Origin of the sequence: Mycobacterium sp. Root135, assembly GCF_001426545.1 — a bacterium.
Taxonomy (GTDB): Bacteria; Actinomycetota; Actinomycetes; order Mycobacteriales; family Mycobacteriaceae; genus Mycobacterium.
The window spans coordinates 598,467-624,789 of record NZ_LMEZ01000005.1 but is presented as its reverse complement, the minus strand read 5'-3'; the positions used below and the strand labels follow the sequence as shown (position 1 = coordinate 624,789).

The window sequence follows — 26,323 nt, the reverse complement described above, 5'->3', positions numbered from 1 at the left end:
TCAGCGCCCCGTTCCGAATCGAACGCCGATGGTGGTCATGATGACGTTGACCGCGAAGAGCGCGATGATGCAGAGCACCAGCGTCTCGTTGACCGCGGTGCCGACGCCCTTGGCGCCACCGGAAACCGTCAGACCGCGGTAGCAGCCGACCAACCCGGCGATCAGCCCGAACGCCAGGGCCTTGACGACCGAAATGACGACCTCGGGCAGTCCGGTCACCAGGGTCAGCGTCGAGACGTAGGCGCCTGCCGAGATGTTTTGGATGTAGACGCCGAAGACGAATCCGCCGACCAGGCCGATGGTGATCACGGCGCCGTTGAGGAGGAAGGCCACGAACGTCGCCGCGATCACGCGGGGCACGACGAGGCGGTGGATCGGGTCGATGCCGAGCACCTCGAGGGCGTCGATCTCCTCGCGGATGGTGCGGGCACCGATGTCCGCGCAGATCGCGGTGGAACCGGCGCCGGCGACGACGAGCACGGTTACCAGCGGACCCAGCTGGGTAACCGCTCCGAGCGCGGCCCCGGCACCGGAGATGTCGGCGGCGCCGAACTCGGCGAGAAGGATGTTGAGGGTGAAGATGATGAGCACCGTCAGCGGGATGGCGACCGCGATGGTGGGCAGGAATGCCACCCTCATCAGGAACCAGCCCTGGAGGATGAACTCGCGCCACTGGAAGGGGCTGCGGAAGAGCGCCTTGCCGGTTAGCACGCACATCTTGACGAAGCCACCGACCGACACCAGCAGTGGGCGGACCTGGTCACGGACGTAGTCGACGAAACCCGGGTTCTGCGCGGTCATCGAAGGGCCTGGCCACGGTTGTCGTGGCGCAACGGCAGAAGGTGTCGCACGCCCCCTCCTTGCCCAAGCTTCGTGTCTGTGATCACAGTCTCCCTACTCGTGGGTAGTAAGGCGGACCACAGGAGAGTACCCGATGAATTCGGCGGGGTGCACCGCATCGGCCGGATTGCCGTCGGCCCGGCTGGCAAACTCGTCGTCACAGGTCAGCCTTCCGTCGCGTCGGCTGAAACCGTTGAGACAGAAGAACTTTCGCCAGCGTCAATCAGGTCGTCCTTGCCGAAGCGTGCCCTCAGTTCCGTCTTGAGGACCTTACCGGCAGGGTTGCGGGGCAGCGCGTCGACGACCTCGATGGCCCGCGGATGCTTGTACCGCGCGAGCCTTTCGCCGAGGAATTCCTGGATGCCTTCGAGCGTGAGTCTTGCGGTGGGCGCGGCCGAACTAACCGCCAGGACGGCCACGGGGACCTCGCCCCACTTCGCATGCGGACGTCCGATCACCGCAGCCTCACCGATCGACGGGTGTGCGGCCAGAGCGTTCTCCACCTCGGCGCAGTAGATGTTCTCGCCGCCGGAGATGATCATGTCCTTCTTGCGGTCGACGACCCACACGTAACCCTCGTCGTCCTGGCGAACCAGATCACCGGAGTGGAACCATCCGCCGGCGAAGGCCTCCGCGGTGGCCTTGGGGTTGTTCCAGTAGCCGGCCATCAGCGTCGGAGCCCGGTAGACGATCTCGCCCACCTGGCCGACCGGAACGTCGTTCATGTCCTCGTCGACGACGCGCGCCGAGACCGTCGGGATGACCTTGCCGACCGAGCCCAACTTCCTGATGGCGTCCTCGCCGAGCAGCATGCAGGTCACCGGCGACATCTCGGTTTGGCCGAAGGCGGCGAGGATCTGGGTGCCGGGGAAGGTCTCTGCCATGTCGCGCAGCAGGGTGTCCGACGCCGGGGCGGCGCCCCAGGACAAGGTGCGGAGGACGACCTTCCGGGGTCGGGCCCGCTGGGCGGCGCACACCGCCTGCCACTGCGCGGGCACCAGGAAGATGCCGGTGACGAGCTCGGCCTCGAGGACGTCGAGCAGCGCACCGGGGTCGAAGGCGCCGACGGGGTAGATCACCGTCGGCCGTCCGAGCAGTAACCCGGTGATGGTGTTTCCGATGCCCGCGATGTGGAACAGCGGCACGCCGATGAAGCCGACGTCGTTGTTCAGGTCCGCACCGCTGGTGAACAGGTGCGTCATCGCCTGACCGGAGAGGTTGACGTGGGTGAGCACCGCTCCCTTGGGACGCCCGGTGGTGCCGGAGGTGTACATGATCAGGGCGGGTGAGTCGTCGGGGATGTCGACCGGTTCGGGGGCGGCATCCTCTTCGGCCAGCAGGTCGTCGTACCCGAGCACGCCGTCCTCGGTCGCCCCGCCGGCGACGACGACGTCGGCCAGCGTCGGGTCGAGGTCGCGGACCGCGGTGGCGACCGACGCCAGGACCGGCTCGGTGACGACGACGCGCGCCTCGCAGTCGCCGACCAGGAACGCGATCTCCGGCGGCGTCATGCGGAAGTTCACGGGCACGGCGATGGCGCCAAGGCGATTGATCGCCAGCACCGACTCGACGAACTCGGCCCGGTTGAGCATCAGGATCAGGACGCGGTCACCGAAGGTGACGCCGCGCCGGCTCAGCGCACCGGCCAGGGCGGTGACGCGTCGATCCAGGTCGGCCCACGTCGTGGTCTGCCCGTGGAACCGGATTGCCGTCGCGTCCGGTTGCATCAGGGCGTGACGTGCGAGCTGGGTGGTCCAGTTCTGCCGACGGGCCAGGTAGGGCTGCTGGACGAGCAGCCGATCGGGCGCTGGCATGTCGGTCAACGTCGGGGCTCCCTGAAGTGCGTGCGCAGGTTGCGCGGCGTTGATATTTGATCAAACATGGTGTTGCCCCGGTCACACTATGGCCTAGGTGGCTCGTGGACAAGCCCGGACGACGGGCACCGACGGTGGGGGAACCGATGAAGGCACGAGTACCGTGAGCGCGCCGGTCAGGCCTCGTCGCGAACAGCTCTCCGACGAGGTCGCGGGCCACCTGCGGGTCCGCATCATGTCCGGCGCGCTACGACCTGGCGCCTTCATCCGACTCGACGAGACGGCCGCCGAGCTCGGGGTGAGCATCACCCCCGTCCGCGAAGCCCTGCGAACGTTGCGCGGCGAGGGCATGGTGCAGCTCGAACCGCATCGCGGGCACGTGGTCTCGCCGTTCACCCGGGACGACATCGAGGACATCTTTTGGTTGCAGGCCGTGATCGCCGGTCAGCTCGCCAGGTCGGCCGCCGAGCGCATCACCGACGAGGAGATCGACGAGCTCGAACGGCTCGCCGACGTCGTGGCCGACGCCATCGGCAGGCAGGACACCGCGGAGGTGGTCGACGCGGAGTTCGCCTTCCACCGGACGTTCAACCGGGCGTCGGGGCGAATCAAGCTGGCCTGGTTCATGCTGCACGTCGCCAAGTACCTGCCGCCTCACATCTACGCCAACGATCCGCAGTGGGGCCACCATGCGGTCGCGAACCGGCGCGCGCTGATCGCGGCCCTGCGCCGTCGTGACGTCGACGTGGTGGTTCAGCTGACGGACGCGCAGTTCACCGACGGCGCGCGGCGACTGACCGCGCGACTCGACGAGTTGGGGCTCTGGACCTAACCGCTAGGCGGAAAGAGACTCGGCGCGCTTCTTGAGGTTGTCGGCCAGGTGGTCGAGCGCGTCGTTGACCATCTTCTTCACCATTGGCTTTGGCACGGGCATCGTCGTCTCGACGTCGAGGTCGACGGTCAGCAGCGTGGTCGGGCCCATCGCGACGACGGAGAACAGCTGCTCCTGCTTGGAGAAGAGGTCACCCTGCTGCATTACGGTCTGGATCTGACTGTCGCCCGGGTAGTACACGGCCTGGATGTAGGAGATGTCGAAGCCGTTGACGGAGGCGTCGAGCCGCAGTTGGCTGGGCCGGCCGTCGTCGTAACGGGCCAGCACCCAGACGCCCTTCACCTCTTCGTTCCACTGGGGGTAGGACTCGAAGTCTGCGACGATCGCGAGGATCGCTTCTGCGGAGGCCTCGACCTCGAGGGTCTTGCTCACGAGTGGCATCGGGCGAGCATATTCAGGTGGTGACAGCGGTTTCCAGCTGGGTGCGCAGCGCATCGGGGATCGGGACGGGCCGACGGCTGGCCCGGTCGACGTACACGTGCACCCAATGCCCTACGGCAGCAACTGATTTCGCGTCATCGGCGGTTTCGGGCGGGGCGAACACGGCGAGCCGGTAGGTGACGCTGCTGGTACCGAGCCGGGTGACCGCCAGCCCGACCACCAGGGGGTCGGGGAACTGGAGTTCGGTGAAGTAGCGGCACCCCGATTCGGCGACGACGCCCAGCGCCGGCGCCGTCAGCGGGTCGTGGTCGGTGGTCGTGCCCAGCCACGCGTTGATCGCGGTGTCGAACAACGCGTAGTAGACCGCGTTGTTGAGGTGGCCGAACATGTCGTTGTCGGTCCACCTGGTCAGCACCGGCCAGTGCACGGGAAAGTCGCGTGAGGTCAGGTCTCGCTCGTCTCGCTCGTCGATGCCCACCCCACGAGTGTCTCAGTGGGGGCAAGCTGGTCGGTGTGAAGATCCGTGGAGCCGTCCTCGACCGCATCGGAGCGCCTCAGCGCTACGCCGAGTCCAAGCCGTTGACCATTACCGACCTCGAACTCGCCCCGCCCGGTGACACCGAGCTGCTGGTCCGCATCGAAGCCGCCGGGCTGTGCCACTCCGATTTGTCCGTGGTCAACGGCTCCCGCGTGCGTCCGGTGCCGATGCTGCTTGGCCACGAGGCGGCGGGCGTCGTCGAGCAGGTGGGCGCGGGCGTCGGCGACCTCGTGGTCGGACAGCGCGTCGTGATGACGTTCCTGCCGCGGTGCGGCGAGTGCGCCGCCTGCGACACCGACGGGCTCGCGCCGTGCATCCCGGGCAGCGCCGCTAACGGGGCGGGGGTGCTGCTGGCCGGAGGCACGCGGCTGTCCGCCGACGAGGGACCGGTGCTGCACCACCTCGGCGTCTCCGCCTTCGCGACCCACGCCGTCGTCGACCGCCGGTCCGTCGTGCCGGTGGACCACGACGTCCCACCAGTGGTGGCGTCCCTGTTGGGCTGCGCGGTGCTCACGGGCGGCGGTGCGGTTCTCAACGCGGGCCAGCCGCGACCGGGCGACACGGTCGCGATCGTCGGCATGGGCGGGGTCGGCATGGCGGCGCTGCTGACCGCCCTCGCGCATGACGACGTCGAGGTGATCGCCGTCGACCAGCTGCCGGAGAAGCTGGCGCGGGCCAAGGCCCTCGGCGCGCACACCGCCGTCACGCCGGATGAGGCACGGGATCTCAAGGCGCGCATCGTGATCGAGGCGGCGGGGCATCCGGCCGCGCTGGAGACGGCGATCGCCCTGACGGGCCCAGGTGGGCGCACCGTGACGGTCGGACTCCCCCACCCGGACGCCAGGATCAGCGTTGCCCCACTGGGTTTCGTCGCCGAGGGCCGATCCCTGATCGGCAGCTATCTTGGCTCGGCGGTGCCGGCGCGGGACATCCCCCGTTTCGTCGCGCTGTGGCGCGACGGCCGACTTCCCGTCGAGTCGCTGGTGTCGTCCACCATTGAACTCGACCGAATCAACGAGGGGATGGACGAATTGGCCGACGGGCTTGCGGTGCGCCAGATCGTCGAGTTCGGCTGACCGTCTAGAACCAGCCGTCGCGCATCTCGAGCGTCGTGCGGTCCAGGCCTTCCAGCAGATCGAGCTGCGGCGCGGTCCGCGGTAGCTCGTAACGGAAGAAGTATCTCGCCGCCTGACGCTTGCCGTCATAGAAGTCTCCGTCTGCGCTTTGTGCGACGACGAACTGCTCGAGCCAGATCCACGCCATCACGACGTGCCCGAACGCCTCCAGGTAGATCGCACTGTTGGCCAGTGTCGCCTCGACATCGTCGACGGCGTACATCGCGGCCGTCACCTCGACGACTCGCTGCCACGACGCCGTCAGCGCTGCGGCGAGCTCAGCGGCCTCCCCGCCTGCGGCGGCGGCTTGCTCGACGGTCGCCGTCACGGCCTTGCCGAGTTCGGCAAGGCTGGCTCCCCCGCGCTGGGTCACCTTGCGGCCCAAAAGGTCCAAGCTCTGGATGCCGTGGGTGCCCTCGTGGATCGGGTTCAGCCGGTTGTCCCGGTAGTGCTGCTCGACGTCGTACTCGCGGGTGTAACCGTAGCCACCGTGCACCTGAATGGCCAGGCTGTTGGCTTCCAGACACCACTGCGACGGCCAGCTCTTCGCAACCGGAACCAGGATGTCGAGCAGGTCCGTCACCTGCTGACCCTCCTCGGCGGACTCCGCGGTGCGTTGCAGGTCGACCAGCTTGGTGCAATACAGCCCAAGCGCCAACCCACCTTCGACATACGCCTTCTGCGCCAACAACATTCGCTTGACGTCCGCATGCTCGACGATCGGCACCTGCGGCGACGAGGGGTCCTTGACGAGCCTGCCCTGCGGCCGCTCCCTGGCGTACTCGACGGACTTCAGATAGCCCGTGTAGCCCAGCGACACCGCGCCCATCCCCACGGCGAGGCGGGCCTCGTTCATCATGTGGAACATGTACATCAGACCGCGGTGCGGCTCGCCGACGAGATAGCCGACCGCGCCGGGTTCTCCGCCGGGGGTGTACACGCCCTCACCGAAGTTCAGCACCGTGTTGGTGATACCGCGTTGGCCCATCTTGTGATTCAGCCCGGCGAGGGTGACGTCGTTGCGCTCCCCCTCAGGCCCGGCGAGGTACTTCGGCACGATGAACAGCGAGATTCCCTTGGTGCCCGCGGGTCCGCCGGGAATCTTCGCCAGGACGAGGTTCACGATGTTGTCGGTCATCTCGTGCTCGGCGCCCGAGATCCACATCTTGGAGCCGAAGAGCCGGTAGGTGCCGTCGGCCTGCGGCTCCGCGCGCGTCACGATGTCGGCCAGCGACGAGCCGGCCTGCGTCTCGGACAGCGCCATCGTGCCCGTGAAGCGTCCGGCGAGCATCGGCTTGACGAACGCGTCGACCTGCTGGGCGTCGCCGAACTTGGAGATCAGGTTCGCATTCGCGATCGTCAGCATCAGGTAGGCCGCCGTGCTGACGTTGGCGGCCGAGACGTAGGCAAACCCCGCTTGCGCCACGCAGACCGGAAGCTGTGCGCCACCGAGGGATTCGTCCATGCTGGCCCCGACCAGATCGGCCTGGGCGAAGGCGGCGATGGCGTCCTTGACCTCGCTGACGACGGTGACGTGCTGACCGTCGAACGTCGGTTCGTTCGCGTCGCTCTTCTTGTTGTGCGGGGCGAAGTACTTCTCGGCCAACTCCTCGCTGAGGTCCAGGACGCCGTCGAACGTGTCGCGGGAATGCTCGGCGAAGCGGTGGCGCTTGGTCAGTTCGTCGACGCGCAGCCACTCGTAGAGCAGGAAGTCGAGATCGCGCCGCGACAGCAGGGTGGACTTCACGGCGCCTCCGAAACGTCGATGCCGAGGGGCGCCTCGGAGCGGACGGCGTCGTCACGGATCAGGCCGCGCAGCAGGGCGGTGCTGAACTCGACGGCGATCTCCTGCGCGGTGCGGCGCCCCTGCGGCCGCAGCCAGCGGTAGGACCCGAGCGTCATGCCGATGTAGCCGAGCGCCAACACGTGGGAGTCGCACTCGTAGAACTCGCCGCTGGCGATGCCGCGGTCGATGACGTCGCGGACGTGTTCGTAGACCGACGACTCGGCCTTGCGGATGTAGGCCACCTGTTCCTCGGTGAACCACTCGGTGATGTACGGCGCCTCTTGGAAGTACACGGCGCCCCGCTCGATGTCGCTGGCGATGCCAACCATCAAGCGACGGGTGAAGTGGTAGATCATCTCGCGCGCCGATGCCGACGGATCGTCGTGCAGGGCGCCGACGGTGAAGTCGGCGGCGCTCTTGCAAATGTCGAACAGGATCAGCGACTTGCTGGCGTAATAGTGGTACACCGTGGCCTTGTTGAGACCCACCGCGTCGGCGACGTCGTCCATCCGGGTGCCGTGGTAACCCCGCGCCGCGAACAGCTTGGTGGCGACGGCAAGCAGTTCCTCTCGACGGGTGAGGCCGTTGGGCGAGGATTCGGTGGTGGACATGGCGACTCACTCTACGTAGGCCGGGGCTCCACCCGGGGTACCAATCAACTGGTTGGCCAGTCTAGAGAATCACCCGTATCCACTGTTCGGCGCGGCTCTTTACGGGCTAGACTTTGCTCAAAGTCGGCCCGCTATGGAGGTAATGATGGATCCGAATCCTGACTACGACATCAGCGACGAAGCCGAGTACTTCTTCAGCTTCATCCCGTGGGGCCTGCGCGGCGTGTACCCGCCCCCGGCGTACCCCCCGGTCTAAGCCCGCTAGTTAGGCCGCTGGATCCAATTAGCGGCTACGCCGCTGCGGCCTTCACGGCGCGGCCGACTTCGGCGCGTAACCGCGTGTACTCCGGCGAGCGCCTCAACTCGTCGGGGTCGACGCCCGTGCGCGGCAGGTCAACGGGAAGGTCGAGCGCGATCTGACCTGGTCTTCTGGTCAGCACGACGATCCGGGATCCCAGGAACGCCGCCTCGTCCGCACTATGGGTGACGAAGACCGTCGTCCGACCCGTCTCCGCGCTCACCTGACGGACGTCCTCCTGAAGCCGTTCCCTGGTCAGCGCGTCGAGCGCCGCGAAGGGTTCGTCCAGCAGGAAGAGCGGCGTCTCCGCCGCCAACGCCCTCGCGATTGCCACGCGCTGTTGCTGGCCACCGCTGATCTCCCAGATCTTGCGGTCCGCGGTGCCGTCGAGTCCCACTCGCAGGAGCAGTTCGTCGCGACGCTCGGCCCGTCGCTCCTTGGGTACCTTCGCGTACTTGAGCGCCAGGTCGACGTTGCCCCCGACCGTCCGCCACGGAAAGAGCCGCGGCTGTTGGAAGACGACGCCTGCCGTCACCCCGGGACTCGGTACGTCGCCCGACACGCGGACGCTCCCGGCGGTCGGCTCCTCGAAGCCGGCGATCAGCCGCAGCAGCGTGCTCTTGCCGCAACCCGACGCCCCGACCAACACCAGGAACGCGCCGGGCTCGACGTCGAGGTCGACGGGGCCGAGGGCGGTGACGTCCCCATAGCGATGCGCGAGGCTCTCGATGCGCAGACCGCCGCGGACGTCACTGCTCGAGGGCTGCTTACTGATTGAGGGCTGCTTACTGCTTGAGGGCATTGGGCAGTCCCTTGGTGTAGATCGCGTCCTGGAACGTCTTCAGCGGAGCGGCCGCGGGGATCTGCTTCTGCTCGGCGAGGAACTCCGACGCGCTCTCCAGGTTGTCGGCGATCTTGCCAGGCGCGGCCTCGGTGCCGAGCCACTCGGCGGAGGTCAGCTCTTCCGGCGTCAGGTAGATGCCCTGCTTCAGCTGTCCCTCAACGGCTTCCGGCGTCAGGCCGATCTCCGATGCGATGGCCTTGGCCGCGGCGGCGGGATCGTCCTTGATGGTCGAGAGGGCACGCGCCTCCTGCTGCCGCCACTTGTCGACGACCTCGGGGTGCGCCGTGGCGAAGTCGTCGGCGACGGCACCAAGATCCAGCGTGGGCTTGCCGTCCTTGGCCAGCTGACGGCTGGTGATCAGGTCCTTGCCGCTCTTGCGCAGGTCGTCCAGGGTGGGCAGCCAGGTGTAGGCCGCGTCGATGTCACCGCGCTCCCACGCCGCGAGAATGGCCTGCGGCTGGAGGTCGACCAGTCGAACGTCGTTGGTGGACAGGTTGTTCTGCGCCAGCGCGGCCAGCAGGCTGTAGTGCGCGGTGGACGCGAACGGCGTACCGATGCGCTTGCCCTTCAGGTCGGGAAAAGTGTTGACGCCGCTGCCGTTGCGGGCCACCAGCGCCTCGTTGTCGCCTGCCACGTCGAGCACGAAGGCGACCTTGTACGGGATGTTCAGTGGCGCAGACAGGCCGCGGGCCACCGGGCTGGAGCCGAGCGCGCCGAAGTCGAGCTCCTTGGCGATGAACGCCGTGTTGATGTCGGCGCCGGAGTCGAACTTGATCCACTTGATGTTGAAGTCGGGCAGCGCCGTTTCAAGCCACTTGTTGTTCTTGACGATTAGGTCGCCGCTCGGAAACGTCTGGTATCCAATGCGAATCGTCGGCTTGCTCGCGTCTTGACCCGAGTTGTCCACCGAGCAACCGGCCAAAGCCAGTGTCGTGACGACTGCCGCGGCGAGTAGTGCCCTCAGCTTCATATTTTTCCTCTCCAAGGGACGGCTCGCCGTTCGATCGCGCGAAGTAGACCGTCGATGATCAGGCCCGAGAATCCGATGGCGAAGATGCCAACCAGAACCACGGGGGTGTTGTTGTAGTTGCTTGCGTCCTTGACCAGGCCGCCGATGCCGGGGATGCCGTTGAACAGCTCGGCGGCGACCACCGAGGAGTAGGCCATGCCGACCGCCAGCCGGATGCCGGTGAAGGTCTCCGGGAGTGCCGATGGCACCACGACGTCGCGGATCACCTGAAGGCGGCTGGCGCCGAGTGCCCGGGCCGCCTCGGTGAGACCGACGGGTGCGGCGACCACTGCGGCGGTGGTCGCCACGGCGGCCGGCGGAAGTGCGGCCAGCGCGAGCAGCGTGATCTTCGGCGCCTCGTCGATGCCGAGCCAGATGACCAGCAGGAAGAAGTAGGCCAGCGGGGGCAGCGCCCGCAGGAAGGTCAGCCACGGCTCGAGGACGCTGCGCACCCAACCGACGGATCCCATGACCAGGCCGAGTGCGACGCCGAGTCCGACACCGATCACGACGCCGACGAAAACCCGCCGCAACGTCATGTACAGGTGCTCCCACAGCAGGTAGCCGGCGTAGCCGCGGGTGCCGTCGTGGGTGGTCGAGACGTCGACGAATGCCTTCCAGACGGTGCTCGGGTAGGGCACGAAGGTCTGGTTCCAGAGTCCGGCGGCCGCGACGAGCTGCCAGCCGATGCCGAAGACGACGACCGACAGCAGGGGCAGAGCGGCCCTGGTCAGCCTGCCGCGCCATTTGTTGGCCGGCGTGCGCGCCGGTGGCGAGTCGACGTGCGACTCGTCGGGGGTGACGTCTACGAAGACAGACACGATTCCTACGACTTTCTGCGAGGCTGGGCTGACCGGAAGGCGTTCAGCGACAGCAGGAATCAACAGAAGGTGTCGCAGTCATCCGCTGTTTCTACCTGTTCGCACCCAGCAGGTACACAGCTGCGCTCGTGGAGAGTTTTAGTCACCGGCCTACCCGTTGGTAGCCAAAGGGCGTAGGGTGGAACGCGTCCAGTAAGGACACCCCCGTTTAGTGCAAAGCGGGCACGAAGCCCCGCGACACTGCTGAGAAGCGCCTAACTCGTAGAGACTCCTGCGAGAGGATGCACTCAACACTTTCCGCGTGGCTACGGCAAATTGCCGGTTCCGTCCTCGACGGATCGGGCTCGACGCGGCACGAAGACGTTTTCCTCTTAGTGCCTGCGCTGCGCTCACGGACGCCTGTTAGGGGGTCCAACAGTGGGAAACCATTGCTGCACAACGGAAATTACTGCCGGTGACATCATCGAGGTGATGTTCGCATGACCGTACAACTTGAACGCCCAGCCGCGAACACCTACGAGGTCGACGAGTACGCCGACGTCATGGAGATGTTCCACACCCTGGGCGGCGCAGTCGACGTCGACCGTCGCCGCGAAGCCATCTTCAACCGTTGCCTCCCCTTGGCCGACCGCATTGCGCGCCATTACGGGGGTCGCGGCGAGGACATCGAAGACCTCACGCAGGTCGCAAGGTTGGGCCTGGTCAAGGCCGTCAACCGCTTCGATCCGACGAAGGGCTCGCACTTCGTGGCCTTCGCGGTGCCGACGATGATGGGCGAGGTGCGCAGGCACTTTCGCGATCACGGTTGGTCGATGCACGTTCCGCGTCGTCTCAAGGACCGACACGGGCACATCACCCGGGCGACAATGGAATTGACGCAAACCCTGGGCCGGGCACCCACTGCCGGACAGCTGGCCGAACTGCTCGACATGACCCGCGAGGACATCGTCGACAGCATGTTGGCCGCTGAGGCTTACCGCGTGCACTCCATCGACGCGCCGGTCTCGAGCGGAGATTCGGCACCGCGGATGGTCTCGGACACGGTCGGCGACGTCGACTTCGCATTCGACCGCATCACCGATCAGGAAACCGTCCGACCGCTGCTGGCAGCCTTGCCCGAGCGGGAGCGCACCGTGCTCTACCTGCGCTTCTTCGAGTCCATGACTCAGAGTCAGATCGCCGAACGCATCGGGGTGTCCCAGATGCACGTGTCCAGAATTCTGGAGAAGACCCTTCGGGAGCTGCGCAACCAGTTGTAGATCCCGCTTCGATGAGGCCCCTTCCTGGTATCCGGGGAGGGGCCTCGCCCGTGCGCCGCCGGATTAGTGCCGAATGCCGTTGACTCGCACCATGATTCGGCCGACGACGGCGGTGAACCACGCCACCGCTTGCCGCCTGCGCAGCTCGAAGGCGGTCGGCGGGACGGGCTGCGGGATCACCACCAGCGCGTCACCCACCGCCGTGAAGTCGGGCGCCACCGGAGTGTGCACCTCGCAGTAGGCCTCACCGCACTTGCCGCAGTTGACCTCGTAGCGCAACGAATTGGGACCGGACTCGACGAAGGTGTAGTCGGCGACCGCCACACATCGCGGACACCGTGCGAGTCCACGTTCGACCACCACGCTCATGACAGCCATCGTGGAGCCACGCCGCCGCGATTGCACCAGGCGCGTGGATCTCGATGCGGGATCGGTGCCCAACCGAGATACCCAGCCTGCTGCGGGATGATGGCGCCATGAGCGAGGTGCGCGGACGGATGTGGGTGCGGGGCGAACCGGCGGATGGCTTCACCTTTTCGGCCATCTCGGACTGCCTCACCTCGGAGGACACCCTTGTCTGGGCCGACATCTACGACCCCGACCACGACACGCTCATGGCCTTGGCCGATGAGCTGAAGCTCAACATCTGGGCGGTCGAGGACGCGACGGCACCGAACGAGCGCACCAAGGCCACCGTCTATCGCACGCACACGTTCTTCACGGTGTACGCGGTCCAGATGCTGACGGCCGTGGACGACTCGACCTCGACGCTGGTCAAGCACCGCATCTCGGCGTTCGTGCTGCCCCGCGGGCTGATCACGGTGCGCCTGCCGCCGCTCGCGGGCGACGACCCTGGCTTCGCCATGGACGAGGTGTCCCAGCGGTTCGACGAGCTCGGCGGCCAGCAGTACGGCGTCGGGGCGCTCGTGCACGGCCTGCTCGACGTCGTGGTGGACGGGCACTTCGACGCGGTGCAGAGCCTCGACGACGGCATCGAGTCTCTCGAAGACGAGTTGTTCGACGAGGACGGGCCCAAGCGCGGGTTGCAGCGGCGCACCTTCCGCTATCGCAAGGACCTGGTCGAGCTGCGTCGGGTGGTGCTGCCCATGCGCGAGGTCGTCAGCGCCATCAAGAGCCGACGCCTGGACGCGAAGACCTCCCCCGAGCTCAACCCGCTCTACGACGACCTCTACGACCACGTGCTGCGGGCGTCGGAGTGGACCGAGTCGCTTCGTGACATGGTCACGACGGTGTTCGAGACGAACCTGTCGCTTCAAGACGCGCGGCTGAACACCGTCATGAAGAAGCTCACCGGCTGGGCGGCGATCATCGCCGTTCCGACGGCGGTCACAGGCTTCTACGGGCAAAACGTCGAGTACCCGGGTCTCAACACCGTCTGGGGCTTCGTCGCCAGCTCCGCGGTGATCGTGCTGCTGGTGGCCGTGCTGTACGTGATGTTCCGCAGGCGCGACTGGCTGTAGCGCGTAGAGGTGTGCGCACATCCCGGTTGAGCAAATGCGAGACTCTTCGGATGCAGATCGGGATTCCGCGCGAGTCTCACGCGGGTGAGACGCGTGTCGCCGCCACACCGCAGACCGTAGGAGCGCTCCTCAAGCTGGGCTACTCCGTCGTCGTCGAGTCCGGCGCGGGTGATGCCTCCAGCTTCTCCGACGCCGCCTACGTCGAGGCGGGCGCCGACGTCGGCGATCCCTGGGCCGCGCAGGTAGTGCTGAAGGTCAACGCACCCTTGCACGGTGAGGTCGACGAGATCGCCAAACTCCAGGACCACGCAACACTGGTCAGCCTGATCTCACCGGCGCTGAACCCGGAGCTGGTCGAGAAGCTCTCGGCCCGCCCGATCACGGTGCTCGCCATGGACGCCGTGCCCCGCATCTCCCGCGCCCAGTCACTGGACGTGCTGTCGTCGATGGCCAACATCGCCGGATACCGGGCCGTCGTCGAGTCCGCGCACGCGTTCGGCCGGTTCTTCACCGGCCAGGTGACCGCGGCGGGCAAGGTGCCCCCGGCCAAGGTGCTCGTCGTCGGCGCGGGCGTGGCGGGACTGGCCGCGATCGGCGCCGCAGGCAGCATGGGCGCCATCGTGCGGGCCACAGACCCGCGACCCGAGGTCGCCGACCAGGTCAAGTCCCTCGGCGGGGAGTACCTGTACGTGGACAAGGAGGCCGCCGAGGTCTCGGCCACCGGCTACGCCAAGGAGATGGGCGACGACTACAAGGTCCGCGAGGCGGAGCTGTACGCCGAACAGGCCGGCGACGTCGACATCATCATCACCACCGCCCTGATCCCCGGCCGCCCCGCGCCCCGCATCATCACCGCCGAGATGGTCGCCTCCATGAAGTCCGGCAGCGTGATCGTCGACATGGCCGCGGCCAACGGCGGCAACGTCGAGGGCACCGTCAAGGATCAGGCCATCGTCACCGACAACGGCGTGACCATCATCGGCTACACCGATCTCGCCGGGCGCCTGCCCGCGACGGCGTCCCAGCTCTACGGCACCAACCTGGTCAACCTGCTCAAGCTGCTCACCCCCGAGAAGGACGGGCAGCTCACCCTGAACTTCGAGGACGTGGTGCAGCGCTCGGTGACCGTCGTACGCGACGGCGAGACCACCTGGCCGCCACCGCCGGTGCAGGTGTCGGCCGCACCGGCGGCCGCCGCCGCCGCGCCCGTCGTCGCGAAGCCGGTCAAGGAACCGATGACGGCAGCCCGCCGCCTTGGCATCACGTTCACCGCCGCCGCGGTGCTGTTCGTGCTGATCGCACTGTCCCCGGCCGCGCTGCAGGTGCACCTGACCGTCTTCGCGCTAGCCATCGTGATCGGCTACTACGTCATCGGACACGTCCACCACGCCCTGCACACGCCGCTGATGTCGGTGACCAATGCGATCTCCGGGATCATCGTCGTCGGCGCCCTGCTGCAGATCGGCCACGGCGACGTGATCGTCACGTCGCTGGCGACGGTCGCGATTCTGCTGGCAAGCATCAATGTCTTCGGTGGCTTCGCGGTGACGCGTCGCATGCTGGCCATGTTCTCGAGGAGCTGACCCATGTTCACCCTGGAAACGGCCGCCACCGCGGCCTACGTCGTCGCGGCCTTGCTGTTCATCATGGCCCTGGCCGGGTTGTCGAAGCACGAAACGTCGCGGTCGGGCAACAGCTTCGGCATGGCCGGCATGGCCGTCGCACTGATCGCCACCATCGCCCTGGCCATCAGCCGCCACATCGAGCCACTGGGCATCGCCCTGCTGGTCGGCGCGATGGCGATCGGTGCCGCAATCGGTCTGTGGCGCGCCCGCGTCGTGGAGATGACCGGCATGCCCGAGCTGATCGCCCTGCTGCACAGCTTCGTCGGCCTGGCCGCGGTGCTGGTCGGCTGGAACGGCTACCTCCACGTCGAAGGTGACCTCTCGGGCGCCGAAGCCGCGGTCCTGGACGGCCAGAACCTGCTCGGCATCCACTCCGCCGAGGTCTTCATCGGCGTGTTCATCGGCGCGGTCACCTTCACCGGGTCGATCGTCGCCAACCTCAAGCTCTCCGCGCGCATCAAGTCCACGCCGTTGATGCTGCCCGGCAAGAACTTCCTCAACATCGGCGCGCTGGTGTTGTTCTTCGCGCTCACCGTCTGGTTCGTCATCAGCCCGGCGCTGTGGCTGCTCATCGTCGTCACCGCCCTGGCCCTGCTGCTCGGCTGGCACCTGGTGGCCTCCATCGGCGGCGGCGACATGCCCGTGGTGGTGTCGATGCTCAATAGCTACTCCGGCTGGGCGGCCGCGGCGTCGGGCTTCCTGCTGTCCAACGACCTGCTGATCGTCACCGGCGCGCTCGTCGGCTCCTCCGGTGCCTACCTGTCCTACATCATGTGCAAGGCGATGAACCGGTCCTTCATCTCCGTCATCGCCGGTGGCTTCGGCATCGAGGCCGGCCCCGCCGAGGACAAGGATTACGGCGAGCACCGCGAGATCACCGCCGACGGCGCCGCCGAACTGCTCACCTCCGCCAGCTCGGTCATCATCACCCCCGGCTACGGCATGGCCGTCGCCCAAGCCCAGTACGGCGTCGCCGACCTGACCCGCAAGCTGCGTGACCGCGGCATCACCGTCCGGTTCGGCATCCACCCCGTCGCGGGTCGTCTGCCCGGCCACATGAACGTGCTGCTCGCCGAGGCCAAGGTGCCCTACGACATCGTGCTTGAGATGGACGAGATCAACGACGACTTCGACGACACCTCAGTCGTGCTCGTCATCGGCGCCAACGACACCGTCAACCCGGCCGCGGCCGACGATCCCAGCAGCCCGATCGCCGGCATGCCGGTGCTGACGGTCTGGAACGCCGACAACGTCATCGTGTTCAAACGCTCCATGGCCTCCGGCTACGCAGGCGTGCAGAACCCGCTGTTCTTCCGCGAGAACACCCAGATGCTCTTCGGCGACGCCAAGGACCGCGTGGACGCCATCAACGCCGCGCTGTAGCCCGCGGTGACCCGCGTGCCCGCGTGGTCGACGCCGCTGTTCTTCGTCGTCGGCGCAGTGTCGCAGTACGTCGGTGCCGCCGTCGGGGTGTTCCTGTTCGAGACGACCGATCCCGCGTCGGTGGCGTGGCTTCGCGCGGCGGCGGCGGCGGTGGCACTGCTGGCCTGGCGACGGCCGTGGCGGACGCGCTGGACCCGTCGCTCGATTGCCACGGCGGGCGCTTTCGGCGTCGTCACGGTCGCGATGAACGTCACGTTCTTCGAGGCGATCGCCCGAATCCCCTTGGGCACGGCGGTTGCGATCGAGTTCATCGGTCCGGTGGCAGTGGCCGTGCTGGGGTCACGGCGGGTCCGGGACCTGGTCGCCATCGTCTTGGCGGGCATCGGCGTCGTCCTGGTGGCGGGAGCACAACTCGGCGTCGACCCGGCGGGCGTCGGCTTCGCGCTGCTCGCCGCGGCGCTGTGGGCCGGCTACATCCTGGTCGGCAAGCGGGTCGCCGACGCCGGTTCGGGGCTGGACTCGCTGGCCGTCGGGATGGCGGTCGCCGCCGTTGTGCTCGCCGCGCCGCTCTTGTTCGGCCAGCTGAGCTCGGACCCCTCGGTGTTCGCCGACCCGCGCGTGTGGGCGCTGGGCGCCGCGGTGGGCGTGCTGTCGACTGCCGTTCCGTACGGGCTCGACCAGGTGGTGCTGCGGCGGATGGGCCGGGCGCGGTTCGCGCTGCTGCTGGCACTGCTGCCGGCGACGGCCGCCGTCGTCGGTGTCGTCGCGCTGGCACAGCGGCCGACGATCGCAGAGGTCGCCGGGATCGCGCTGGTGATGGCGGCGCTGGTGGTCAGCGCGGAACGCGGCGATACAGTTGGCTCCAACGGAAACTAGGAGATGCAACCATGCCGGTCGACCGCCTGCTCCCCTCGGACGAGGCCGCCGAACTCATCGCGCTGACCCGCGACGTCGCCGACAAGATCCTGGACCCGATCGTCGACGAGCACGAGCGCACCGAGACCTATCCCGACGGCGTCTTCGCCCAACTCGGCGCTGCGGGGTTGCTCAGCCTGCCGCAGCCCGAGGAGTGGGGTGGCGGCGGGCAGCCCTACGAGGTCTACCTCCAGGTGCTCGAGGAGATCGCCGCCCGTTGGGCCGCCGTCGCCGTCGCGGTCAGCGTGCACAGCCTGTCGTCGCACCCGCTGCTGACGTTCGGCACCGACGAGCAGAAGCAGCGCTGGCTTCCAGACATGCTGTCCGGCAGTCGAATTGGCGCATACAGCCTGTCCGAGCCGCAGGCCGGATCCGATGCTGCCGCGCTTCGGTGTTCAGCGGTGCCCACCGACGGTGGTTACGCGCTGAACGGGACCAAGTCGTGGATCACCCACGGTGGAATCGCGGACTTCTACACGCTGTTCGCACGGACCGGCGAAGGGTCGAAGGGCATTTCGTGCTTCCTGGTGCCGGGTGACCTGCCCGGGCTGAGCTTCGGCAAGCCCGAGGAGAAGATGGGCCTCGCCGCCATCCCGACGACGACGGCGTTCTACGACGATGCCGTGATCGAATCCGACCGCCGCATCGGCGCCGAGGGCCAGGGGCTGCAGATCGCGTTCAGCGCGCTCGACGCCGGTCGACTGGGCATCGCCGCGGTGGCAACCGGCATCGCCCAGGCCGCCTTGGACGACGCGAGCCGGTACGCCAACGAGCGAACCACGTTCGGCCGCAAGATCATCGACCATCAGGGCCTCGGCTTCCTACTTGCCGACATGGCCGCAGCGGTCGGAAGTGCCAGGGCCACCTACCTAGACGCGGCTCGTCGCCGCGACCTCGGCCAGCCGTACTCGACGCAGGCCAGTGTGGCGAAGATGGTGGCCACCGATGCGGCGATGAAGGTCACCACCGACGCCGTCCAGGTCTTCGGTGGTGCCGGATACACCCGCGACTACCGCGTCGAGCGCTACATGCGCGAAGCCAAGATCACTCAGATCTTCGAGGGCACCAACCAGATTCAGCGCCTGGTCATTGCGCGCAGCCTCACAACGTAGGCCTCCCCAAAACGGGGTAGACCTGAAGTATGACGAGTAACCCAGCCGTCCTTCTGTACGACGGCACGTGCGGTTTCTGCGACGGCGCCGTGCAGTTCATTCTGCGGGTAGACCGACGCCACGAGATGCGATTCGCCGCGCTCGAAAGTGACTTCGGTGCCGCGGTGCTGCAACGCCATCCGGAGTTGGCCGGCGTGGACTCGGTCGTCTACGTCGAGAACCCGGAGAGCCCCGACGAGCGCGTCACGGTGCGCTCGGAGGCCGCTCTTCACGTGGCGCAGTACCTCGGCGGTCCGTGGCAGGCACTCGGGGCAGGGGCCCGGGTGGTACCGGCGCCGGTGCGCGACGGGCTCTACGACCGCTTCGCGGCCATTCGCTACCGGGTGTTCGGCAGGGTGGATTCGTGTGCGCTCCCCGCGCCTGAGGTGCGGGCGCGGTTCATCGCGTAGCAGGTGGCCCCGACATTTTCGCGCCTGGACGCGGGAGTTATGCACAGCCCGTTGATTCATCCACAGATTTGCTGACACCTCTGGCGGCGGACGCTTGACACCGATAGATTCGAATGCATGTTCGATTCGTTGGTGGCTTCCACGGCCGGCACCTCGGGTGCCGGTGCGGTGGAGTCGTGGTCGCGGGTGGAGTCCGCCGCCTGTGCCCGTCGCGTTGCGGCGATGGCATCCATGTTCCAGGCCGCCTGCGCCGCCGACGGCTCCGCCGAGCGGGATTTGTGGTGCACCGACACCTGGGACGCCGTCGCCGCCCACATCGGCGCCGCCCAGCGGATCACTCATGGCGCCGCGTCCAATCAGCTGCTCATCGCCGTGGCGCTGCACGAGCGGTTCCCACTGGTCGCCGCGGTGTTCGCCGAAGGGCTCATCACCTATCAGTTGGTGCGGATCGTGGTGCAGCGCGGCGCCCTCGTCGTCGACCCGGACGCCCTGCACGAGTTGGACACGTTGTTGGCCGAGGCGCTGAGCACCCGGGAGCCGATGTCGGTGGCCACTCTGGAGAAGACCGTGGACGCGTTCGTCGCGCAGGTCGACCCGCACGCTGTGCATCGCACCGAGACCCGTGCCCGGGGCCGGTCGGTGGACGTCGGCGACGACGACGGCAGCGGGATGGCCACGGTGTTTGCGACTTTGTTCGCCACCGACGCGAAGGCCTTCGACGCCCGGTTGAGTGCCGTCGCCAAGACCGTGTGCCCCGCCGACCCCCGGACCAAGGACCAACGCCGTGCCGACGCCATCGGAGCCATGTCCCACGGCAACGACCGCCTGGCCTGCCTCTGCAACACCGACGACTGCCCGGCCGGCGAGAACCCACCCTCCACCGGGGTGGTGGTCTACGTGATCGCGAGCGCGGACACCCTCCGTGAACCCGAAGCACCAGCCCAGCCGCTACAGCCTGATGGGCCAGCCAATCAAGGGCCTGACGATGCTCCCGAAGGCGCAGAAGACGTCGTGAAGGGCAGCGCCGACCGCCCGAGTGACGCTGCGCCACATGCTGAGTCGCGCGAGGACATCCACGCCGACCCCGCCGACGAGCGCACCGCCCTCGACGGCGAACCCCCAGCCCTGTTCAGCAAGCCGCTGCGCGACCTGACCCTCACCGAAGCCCTCACCCCCACCCCGGGTCGGTTGGCCAGCCTGCGGCCCGCCGCCCTGATGGGTGGACAGTTCCTCCCCGGCGCCATCGCCTGCCGCGCCACCGTCGGGGCCACCATCACCCCGATCGTCCACCCCGGACAGGCACCACCGGAACCCCGATACCGACCCTCCAAGAAGCTGGCCGACTTCGTCCGTTGCCGCGACCTGACCTGCCGCTTCCCCGGCTGCAAAGTACCCGCCACCCATACCGACGTCGACCACACGATCCCGTGGCCCTACGGGCCGACCGCGGCATCCAACCTGAAATGCCTATGCCGAAGACATCACTTGCTCAAAACGTTCTGGGGCGGCCAAAGCGGTTGGCGCGAAAAGCAACTCGACGACGGCACCATAATCTGGACTGCGCCCGGCGGCCGCACTTACATCACCACACCGGGCAGCCGCCTGCTCTTCCCCGAACTCAGCGAGCCCACCGCAACAGTGGTCGCCTCGAAAGTCCCAAGGGCACACACCGCAGGGCTGACCATGCCGCGCCGCAAGACCACCCGCGCCCAAGACCGCGCCAACCGCATCCAACGCGAACGCGAGCTCAACGAAGCTAGCTAGCGCCGAGGTCGGCGTAGAAGGCCTCGAGCTTCGCGACGAGGTATGCGCTGAGGTCCTCGGCAGAACCGTTCATCCGGGCCTTCACGTCGCGGGAGTCCTCGTCGGCGAGCACCTCGAACGTACCCTGCACGACACCGTCGTAGGCCTGCTCCACCACGCTCGCGGCGGTCACCTTAGGCATCTCAAACCGGGCCGACATGGCCGTGTCGACCATCCCGACGATGACTCCCGTGACAGTGGTGCCGGCCGGGGCCAGTTCGCTGCGGAGCGCATTCGTCGCCGACCACATGGCGGCCTTGGACGCCGCATACGCCGTTGGCAGGGGAAGCCACGCCGCCAGCGACAACACGTTGATCAGTGCGCCGCCGCCGTTGGCGGCCAGCACCGGCGCAAACGCCTTGGCGACGCGCAGGTTCCCGTAGTAGTTGGTCTCGAAGATGCGCCGGGTCATCTCCTCGTCGCCAGTGGCGACCGACACGTCGTCGGCGGGCGAGATGGCCGCGTTGTTCACCACCAGGTCGACGTCCGACGCGAAATCGGCCGCGCTGGCCACCGACGCCGGATCGGTCAGATCGAGCGCCAACGCCACGATGCGCTCGTCGCCCCACTCCCTCGGCGTACGCGCCGTTGCGTAGACCTTCGTGGCGCCACGCTCGAGGGCCTGCCGCACGAACTGCTCACCGAGACCGCCATTCGCGCCGGTCACCAACACCGTTCGCCCGTCGAGTCGCTCTGCCATCGTCACTCCTGCGGTAAAGTCATGCACTAAGTGGGGCCATTCCCCATTTCGATTATGTGGGGAGTATCCCCACTTACGCAAGGGGTGTGTCCGTGGCCACGCAGACGTCTCGGCCGCTGCGCGCAGACGCCCAGCGCAATCGCGACGCGATTCTCAGCGCCGCGCTTGCGATATTCGACGCCGAGGGAATCTTCGCGCCGATCGACGGGATCGCCACGGCCGCCGGCGTGGGTAACGCCACCCTGTATCGGAACTTTCCCACCCGAAACGACCTGCTGGCCGCGGTGATCGAGAAGAGCATCGTCGAAATCATCGACAGCTCAGCCGAATTGGAGCACAAGCTGTCGGCCGACGACGCGCTGCGCGAGTGGCTTCAACGCGTCGCATGGCAACTCCGCATCTGGAACGACCTGCCAACCTGCATCGCCACGTCGATCGAGGACGACACGTCACCGGTGCAGGACGTCACCGCGCGCCTCACCGACCGCACCCGCCACTTCCTCGACCGCGCCAAGGCGGACGGGTCGGCCTTGGCCAACGTCACGGCCGACGAACTCTTCGAACTCGTCACGGCGATCTCGTGGGCCATCGACCGGTTCGGCGACGATCCGCAGCGCGCCCGCGCCCGGGTAGTCCTGGCCACGGCCGGGGTATTCCAAAAGCGTTGAGGTCAAACGGGTTTTAGATCCTCAGGCGGCGACGTCACCGTCACCACGGTGCCACGGCCGACGCCCGAATCGATCGACATCGCACCGCCCATCGCGTCGAACCGGGCCTGCAGCGACGCCAGCCCGATGTGACCCTCGGCCACCCGCTGGTCGACGATCGACGGCTCGAAGCCCGCGCCGTCGTCGGCCACCGTGATCACCACGCGGTCCCCCTTGCGGTACATCCGGATGGTGACCTCGTGCGCGCCGGCGTGCTTGTGCACGTTGGCGAGCAGTTCGCGCGCCGCCCGATACAGCAGCGGCTGCGAGACGGGCTTGCCGACCTCCTCCAGCTCTGCGTCGATGACGACGTCGCCTCGACTTTCGTGCTGGCGCACCAGCTCTCGCACTCCCGGCGTCAAACCCAGCTGGGCCAGCACCTGGGGATGCAGCGCCGTCACCGTCGACCGCAACCCGGCCGCGGTGTCGTTGAGCGCCGCGTACACCATGTCCAGCGCGGGGTCTGGCATGCGGTCGCGCACCTCGTCGAGCTCCAGACGAGCGGCGAGCAGCGTCTGCAGCGGGCCGTCGTGCAGGTGCTCCGCGAGCTCCCGGTTGGTTCGTTCGTCGGCCTGCATCGACTCGGCCACCAGCCTGCGGCGCACGTCCAGCAGCGCCGCCACCCTCGCCGCGCGCCGGGTCAGCACGAAGCACAGGGCGGTCGTGGCCACCGCCAGCCAGACCAGGAAGCCGACCTGTAGATAGACCACGTCGGGCAATCCCACGTGGTCGTCGCGCTTCGAGTAGATGATCCACGCGCCCAAATAGCATGCCGCCGTGCTGATCCCGAGGACACCGGTGAACACGGGCCGGTCACCGAAGGCCACCGACAGCGGAAGCAGGAAGAACACCGGGAGCAACGCCGCCGTCGCCCCGCCGGACACCACGCACAGCGCGACCACCGCGAGCACGTCGACCCCGGTGGACAACCGGCCACCCCACGTCGGCACCGGCCCACGGAACACCGCCACCGCCCACAGCACGGCGGCGATCGAGTACGCCCCGAGGATGGCCGCGTAGACCTCGGGCAGCCAGCTGTCGACCTCCCAGATCCACACCAGAAAGCCAATCAGACCGATCAGCGGAAGCCGCAGCAGCGCCGAGACGCGGACGGGTTCGGCGGCGAAGTAGTCGACGAGCTGCCGAGACGCGCGGTCCACGGCTATTCCAGCAATCCGCGGCGCATCGCCTCGGCGACCACGGAGCCCCGATCGCTCACACCGAGCTTCTCGTAGAGCCGTTGCACATGGGTCTTCACCGTCGACGGCGCCAGGAACATCTCCTTGGCCATCGCGGGGATGGTCTGTCCGCCTGCGATGTAGCCGAGCACTTCACGCTCCCTGGCGCTGAGCGCGGGGGCGCTGGACTCGTTGCGACGCTGGATCTCACCGACCAACCCGGCAGCCAGACTCGGGGCGACGACGTCGTGGCCCTTGGCGCAACTCAGTACGGCGGCGACCAGCTCGGAGCGGCTGGACTCCTTGGAGATGAAACCGGCCGCACCCTCCTGCAGGGCGTTGTAGACGATCGCCGACTCGTCGTGCGCGGAAATCAGCAGCACCCGGGTCGGCAACTGGTCGCGGCGCACCGCGGCGGCCACCTGGGCGCCGTCCAGACCGGGCATGCGGTAGTCCAACAGCGCGACCCGAGGCCCGTGCTCGCGGATCAGCGCAAGGGCGGCGACACCGTCCTCCGCCTCGGCGACCACGTCGATCGACCCACTGGCGCTCAGTGCCCTGACCACTCCGTCGCGGAAAAGCGGATGGTCGTCACCCACCACCACGCGCACCTTCTCAGCCGTCACGCCGCCAGCTTCGCATGAAGGGTCAGTCGCCGCTTCCGGATTCGGCCTCGGTGGCGCGCGTCCGCCCGGCCAGGCCGATCAGTTCTTCGTGCAGTTCGAACCACACCGTGTGATACGAGTCGACCATCGGGCGGGTCAACCAGGACATGTCACCGTCGCGCGCCCGGCGCAGGGCGGCGTCGAGGCGATCCGCGTACGCGCCGAGCCGGGGGACCAGCTCGCTCGCCGCCGCGACGACCGGCACCACCTCGCGGTGCAGCTCGTCGAGGCGATCCAGGACGGCGGTCACCTCGTCGGGCCCAGCCGCGTCCCTCGTCAGCTGCCACTGCGAGATCAGGGGTTTGACGCCGCCGTTGACGACGAGGAACCGTTCGTACACCCGGTCCGCCGCGTCGTGGTCGACGACGGCGCGCTCGTCGGCGAGCAGTTCAACCAACCGGGCCCGGCCCGCGTCGGTCAGCCGGACCATCGGGGCGTCGACCAGCAGTCCGGCTACGACACAGTCGTCGACGGGACCTGGCAGCTCGGCCCGAGCGATCCGGCCCTTGAGCCGGAGGGTCTGCAGCAGCGCCAGCTCGTCGGCGTCGCTCACCGGCGTGCCGACCTTGCGACCCGATGCATGGCCTGCAGATCGCCGACGACGTCGGGGACCGCCGCCCGCACGATGTCGGCGAACCTCGACAGTTCGGGGCTGAGCACCGACTCCGACGCGGCGGATTCGCCTGCCCGCACCTCGCCGGCATCGCCGTCGACCGTGACGGTCAACCCCGCCAGCGATGCGGTCAGCCCCACTCCGCAGCCGACGACCGCAGGAATGCCGAGTTCGCGCGCGACGATGGCGGCGTGGCTGCTGGCGCCGCCCACCTCGGTGACGACCCCGTTGGCGGCCATGATCCCGGCGACGTCGTCCGGGCTGGTCGTCGGGCGCACCAGGATGACGTCACGGCCCGCGTCGGCCGCGGCGATGGCGTCGTCACTGGTGGTGCAGACCAGGCCGGACGCGATTCCGGGGCAGGCGGCGGCGCCGGTCGCCAACGGCGGCCCACTCGGGGCCGATCGCACCGCCAGGATCGTCGCGAGCTGCTCCGGTGTCACCCGTTCGATCACCTCGGCGTCGTCGACGAGACCCTCGTCGCGGAAGGTCAGCGCCAGCCGCAGCGCCGCCCGCGGCGAGCGCTGCGCCACCCGGGACTGCAGCAGCCACAGCTTGCCTGCCTCGACGGTGAACTCGACGTCCTGCACGTCGGCGCCGAGCCGTTCGAGACGCGCGCCGGCCTCGACCAACTCGTCGTACGCGGCGGAAAGCCGGTCCCGCATCGCCGACAGGGGTTCGCAGTCGCTGGTGCCGGACACCACGTCGTCACCCTGGGCGGCGGGGAGCCATTCGCCAAACGGGGTCGACGCCCCGGTGGCCGGGTCGCGGGTGAACAGCACCCCGGTGCCCGATTGGGCGTCGAGATTACCGAAGACCATGGCCTGCAACAGGATTGCGATGCCGCCGCGTTCGAGTCCGCGGTGCGCACGGTAGGCGTCGACCCGGCTGGACGACCAGGACGACGCGACCGCCTCGACGGCTCCGCGCAACTGCGCCAACGGTTGGCCTGGCGCCTCGACCCCCACCGCGCGCCGATAGCCGCGTCGGAAGCGCTCACGGGTGTCCTCGGCGAACCCCACCGAATACTCCTTGCCGAGCGCCTCGACGACCGCGTCGTCGAGGCCGACGTTCAGGACGGTCTCGAGCATGCCGGGCATCGACGTGTCCCCGCTGCTGCGGACCGACAGCAGCAGCGGTCGCGGGCCGGCACCGAACGTCCGCCCGGTGCGTTCCTCCAGCACCTTCAGCCCGTCCAGTACGTCCTGCCACAGGCGGTCGACCAGTGCGGAGGGATCGTCGTCGCTCCAGTCGGAGGTCACGCAGAACGCAGGAGGTACGGCCAGACCCAGCGCCGCCATCGCGGCGACCGCACGGCCCTTGCCCCCGACGGCCAGTCGCGCGGCGCCGGTCAGCTCGCCGTCCAACGGGACTGCGTGCCGGCTACCTGCGCCGATCGTCATCGCGTGACCACTCATCTCGCCTAGTCGTCTCGAAGGGAACGCCCGAGTGTATGCACGTGCGGGTTACCCGACGTCACCGGA

27 protein-coding genes are annotated in these 26,323 nt (G+C 68.0%); 12 read left to right on the top strand and 15 right to left on the bottom strand.

The features are described from left to right. Positions 1–801, bottom strand: a complete 801-nt coding sequence (locus tag ASD37_RS14070) for an ABC transporter permease (RefSeq protein WP_056551738.1) — start codon at positions 799–801, stop codon at positions 1–3. A 203-nt stretch (positions 802–1,004) separates the two neighbouring features. Continuing rightward, complete coding sequence (gene fadD5, locus ASD37_RS14065; RefSeq protein WP_056551736.1) at positions 1,005–2,654, bottom strand: fatty-acid--CoA ligase FadD5; 1,650 nt, start codon at positions 2,652–2,654, stop codon at positions 1,005–1,007. Between the two features lie 163 nt (positions 2,655–2,817). Between fadD5 and ASD37_RS14060 the strand changes: the two genes are divergently transcribed. Next, positions 2,818–3,486, top strand: a complete 669-nt coding sequence (locus ASD37_RS14060) for a GntR family transcriptional regulator (RefSeq protein ID WP_056551734.1) — start codon at positions 2,818–2,820, stop codon at positions 3,484–3,486. Between the two features lie 3 nt (positions 3,487–3,489). Here ASD37_RS14060 and ASD37_RS14055 read toward each other — a convergent pair whose 3' ends face one another. Next, a complete protein-coding gene (locus tag ASD37_RS14055) occupies positions 3,490–3,927 on the bottom strand; it encodes an SRPBCC family protein (protein WP_056551732.1) in 438 nt (145 codons plus the stop codon). 13 nt (positions 3,928–3,940) lie between these two features. Further along, positions 3,941–4,399: a thioesterase family protein gene (locus tag ASD37_RS14050; RefSeq protein ID WP_056553292.1), complete on the bottom strand. Its 459-nt coding sequence runs from the start codon at positions 4,397–4,399 to the stop codon at positions 3,941–3,943. A 41-nt stretch (positions 4,400–4,440) separates the two neighbouring features. On the opposite strand from ASD37_RS14050, the gene ASD37_RS14045 reads away from it, so the two are divergent. Further along, positions 4,441–5,541: an alcohol dehydrogenase catalytic domain-containing protein gene (locus tag ASD37_RS14045; RefSeq protein ID WP_056551730.1), complete on the top strand. Its 1,101-nt coding sequence runs from the start codon at positions 4,441–4,443 to the stop codon at positions 5,539–5,541. Positions 5,542–5,545: 4 nt separating this feature from the next. Here the strand turns inward: ASD37_RS14045 and ASD37_RS14040 are convergent, their stop codons facing one another. Next, the gene (locus ASD37_RS14040) at positions 5,546–7,327 is read right to left on the bottom strand and encodes an acyl-CoA dehydrogenase (protein WP_056551728.1); all 1,782 of its coding nucleotides are present in this window, start codon (positions 7,325–7,327) and stop codon (positions 5,546–5,548) included. Then, positions 7,324–7,977, bottom strand: coding sequence for a TetR/AcrR family transcriptional regulator (locus tag ASD37_RS14035; RefSeq protein ID WP_056551726.1), 654 nt, complete (start codon positions 7,975–7,977; stop codon positions 7,324–7,326). Before ASD37_RS14035 ends, ASD37_RS14040 begins: the two co-directional genes overlap by 4 nt. Positions 7,978–8,119: 142 nt before the next feature. Between ASD37_RS14035 and ASD37_RS31480 the strand changes: the two genes are divergently transcribed. Next, positions 8,120–8,233 carry a hypothetical protein gene (locus ASD37_RS31480; protein ID WP_200959890.1) on the top strand — a complete coding sequence of 38 codons (114 nt, stop codon included), beginning with the start codon at positions 8,120–8,122 and terminating at the stop codon, positions 8,231–8,233. 34 nt (positions 8,234–8,267) lie between these two features. Here the strand turns inward: ASD37_RS31480 and ASD37_RS14030 are convergent, their stop codons facing one another. Genes ASD37_RS14030 through ASD37_RS14020 form a run of 3 tightly spaced genes read right to left on the bottom strand, consistent with a single transcriptional unit; the run spans position 8,268 to position 10,949 of the window. Beyond that, positions 8,268–9,077: an ABC transporter ATP-binding protein gene (locus tag ASD37_RS14030; protein ID WP_056551724.1), complete on the bottom strand. Its 810-nt coding sequence runs from the start codon at positions 9,075–9,077 to the stop codon at positions 8,268–8,270. Further along, the gene (locus tag ASD37_RS14025) at positions 9,061–10,089 is read right to left on the bottom strand and encodes an ABC transporter substrate-binding protein (protein WP_056551722.1); all 1,029 of its coding nucleotides are present in this window, start codon (positions 10,087–10,089) and stop codon (positions 9,061–9,063) included. Before ASD37_RS14025 ends, ASD37_RS14030 begins: the two co-directional genes overlap by 17 nt. Then, positions 10,086–10,949: an ABC transporter permease gene (locus tag ASD37_RS14020; RefSeq protein ID WP_056551720.1), complete on the bottom strand. Its 864-nt coding sequence runs from the start codon at positions 10,947–10,949 to the stop codon at positions 10,086–10,088. The genes ASD37_RS14025 and ASD37_RS14020 overlap by 4 nt, the downstream gene beginning before the upstream one ends. Positions 10,950–11,428: 479 nt before the next feature. Here ASD37_RS14020 and ASD37_RS14015 point away from each other — a divergent pair, with 479 nt between their 5' ends. Then, positions 11,429–12,208: a SigB/SigF/SigG family RNA polymerase sigma factor gene (locus ASD37_RS14015; RefSeq protein WP_056551717.1), complete on the top strand. Its 780-nt coding sequence runs from the start codon at positions 11,429–11,431 to the stop codon at positions 12,206–12,208. A gap of 63 nt (positions 12,209–12,271) precedes the next feature. On the opposite strand, the gene ASD37_RS14010 is transcribed toward ASD37_RS14015, so the two are convergent. Next, a complete protein-coding gene (locus ASD37_RS14010) occupies positions 12,272–12,577 on the bottom strand; it encodes a hypothetical protein (protein WP_156720873.1) in 306 nt (101 codons plus the stop codon). Between the two features lie 107 nt (positions 12,578–12,684). Here ASD37_RS14010 and ASD37_RS14005 point away from each other — a divergent pair, with 107 nt between their 5' ends. From ASD37_RS14005 to ASD37_RS13975, 7 genes are all read left to right on the top strand, one after another. Beyond that, positions 12,685–13,689, top strand: coding sequence for a magnesium transporter CorA family protein (locus ASD37_RS14005; protein ID WP_056551712.1), 1,005 nt, complete (start codon positions 12,685–12,687; stop codon positions 13,687–13,689). 50 nt (positions 13,690–13,739) lie between these two features. Next, positions 13,740–15,272: a Re/Si-specific NAD(P)(+) transhydrogenase subunit alpha gene (locus tag ASD37_RS14000; protein WP_056551710.1), complete on the top strand. Its 1,533-nt coding sequence runs from the start codon at positions 13,740–13,742 to the stop codon at positions 15,270–15,272. 3 nt (positions 15,273–15,275) lie between these two features. Next, positions 15,276–16,697, top strand: coding sequence for a Re/Si-specific NAD(P)(+) transhydrogenase subunit beta (pntB, locus tag ASD37_RS13995; protein WP_056551708.1), 1,422 nt, complete (start codon positions 15,276–15,278; stop codon positions 16,695–16,697). A gap of 15 nt (positions 16,698–16,712) precedes the next feature. Then, the gene (locus ASD37_RS13990; protein WP_235568278.1) at positions 16,713–17,573 is read left to right on the top strand and encodes a DMT family transporter; all 861 of its coding nucleotides are present in this window, start codon (positions 16,713–16,715) and stop codon (positions 17,571–17,573) included. A gap of 11 nt (positions 17,574–17,584) precedes the next feature. Continuing rightward, the gene (locus tag ASD37_RS13985; RefSeq protein WP_056551705.1) at positions 17,585–18,724 is read left to right on the top strand and encodes an acyl-CoA dehydrogenase family protein; all 1,140 of its coding nucleotides are present in this window, start codon (positions 17,585–17,587) and stop codon (positions 18,722–18,724) included. Positions 18,725–18,753: 29 nt separating this feature from the next. Further along, complete coding sequence (locus ASD37_RS13980; RefSeq protein ID WP_056551702.1) at positions 18,754–19,173, top strand: thiol-disulfide oxidoreductase DCC family protein; 420 nt, start codon at positions 18,754–18,756, stop codon at positions 19,171–19,173. A 117-nt stretch (positions 19,174–19,290) separates the two neighbouring features. Next, on the top strand, positions 19,291–20,937 hold the full coding sequence (locus ASD37_RS13975) for an HNH endonuclease signature motif containing protein (protein ID WP_056551700.1): 1,647 nt from the start codon (positions 19,291–19,293) through the stop codon (positions 20,935–20,937). Here the strand turns inward: ASD37_RS13975 and ASD37_RS13970 are convergent. Continuing rightward, positions 20,930–21,676, bottom strand: coding sequence for an SDR family oxidoreductase (locus ASD37_RS13970; protein ID WP_056553290.1), 747 nt, complete (start codon positions 21,674–21,676; stop codon positions 20,930–20,932). The genes ASD37_RS13975 and ASD37_RS13970 overlap by 8 nt on opposite strands. A 92-nt stretch (positions 21,677–21,768) precedes the next feature. Here ASD37_RS13970 and ASD37_RS13965 point away from each other — a divergent pair, with 92 nt between their 5' ends. Further along, a complete protein-coding gene (locus tag ASD37_RS13965) occupies positions 21,769–22,344 on the top strand; it encodes a TetR/AcrR family transcriptional regulator (RefSeq protein ID WP_056553288.1) in 576 nt (191 codons plus the stop codon). 2 nt (positions 22,345–22,346) lie between these two features. Here the strand turns inward: ASD37_RS13965 and ASD37_RS13960 are convergent, their stop codons facing one another. The 4 genes from ASD37_RS13960 to ASD37_RS13945 are packed head-to-tail and all read right to left on the bottom strand — an operon-like array spanning position 22,347 to position 26,257. Continuing rightward, complete coding sequence (locus ASD37_RS13960; protein ID WP_056551698.1) at positions 22,347–23,543, bottom strand: sensor histidine kinase; 1,197 nt, start codon at positions 23,541–23,543, stop codon at positions 22,347–22,349. Positions 23,544–23,545: 2 nt separating this feature from the next. Further along, positions 23,546–24,187, bottom strand: a complete 642-nt coding sequence (locus ASD37_RS13955) for a response regulator transcription factor (protein ID WP_056551696.1) — start codon at positions 24,185–24,187, stop codon at positions 23,546–23,548. Between the two features lie 22 nt (positions 24,188–24,209). Continuing rightward, positions 24,210–24,779 (bottom strand): hypothetical protein, encoded by a 570-nt coding sequence (locus ASD37_RS13950; protein ID WP_056551694.1) that lies wholly within the window; start codon positions 24,777–24,779, stop codon positions 24,210–24,212. Next, positions 24,776–26,257 (bottom strand): pyruvate, phosphate dikinase, encoded by a 1,482-nt coding sequence (locus ASD37_RS13945; protein ID WP_082570134.1) that lies wholly within the window; start codon positions 26,255–26,257, stop codon positions 24,776–24,778. The genes ASD37_RS13950 and ASD37_RS13945 overlap by 4 nt, the downstream gene beginning before the upstream one ends. Positions 26,258–26,323 lie beyond the last annotated feature (66 nt).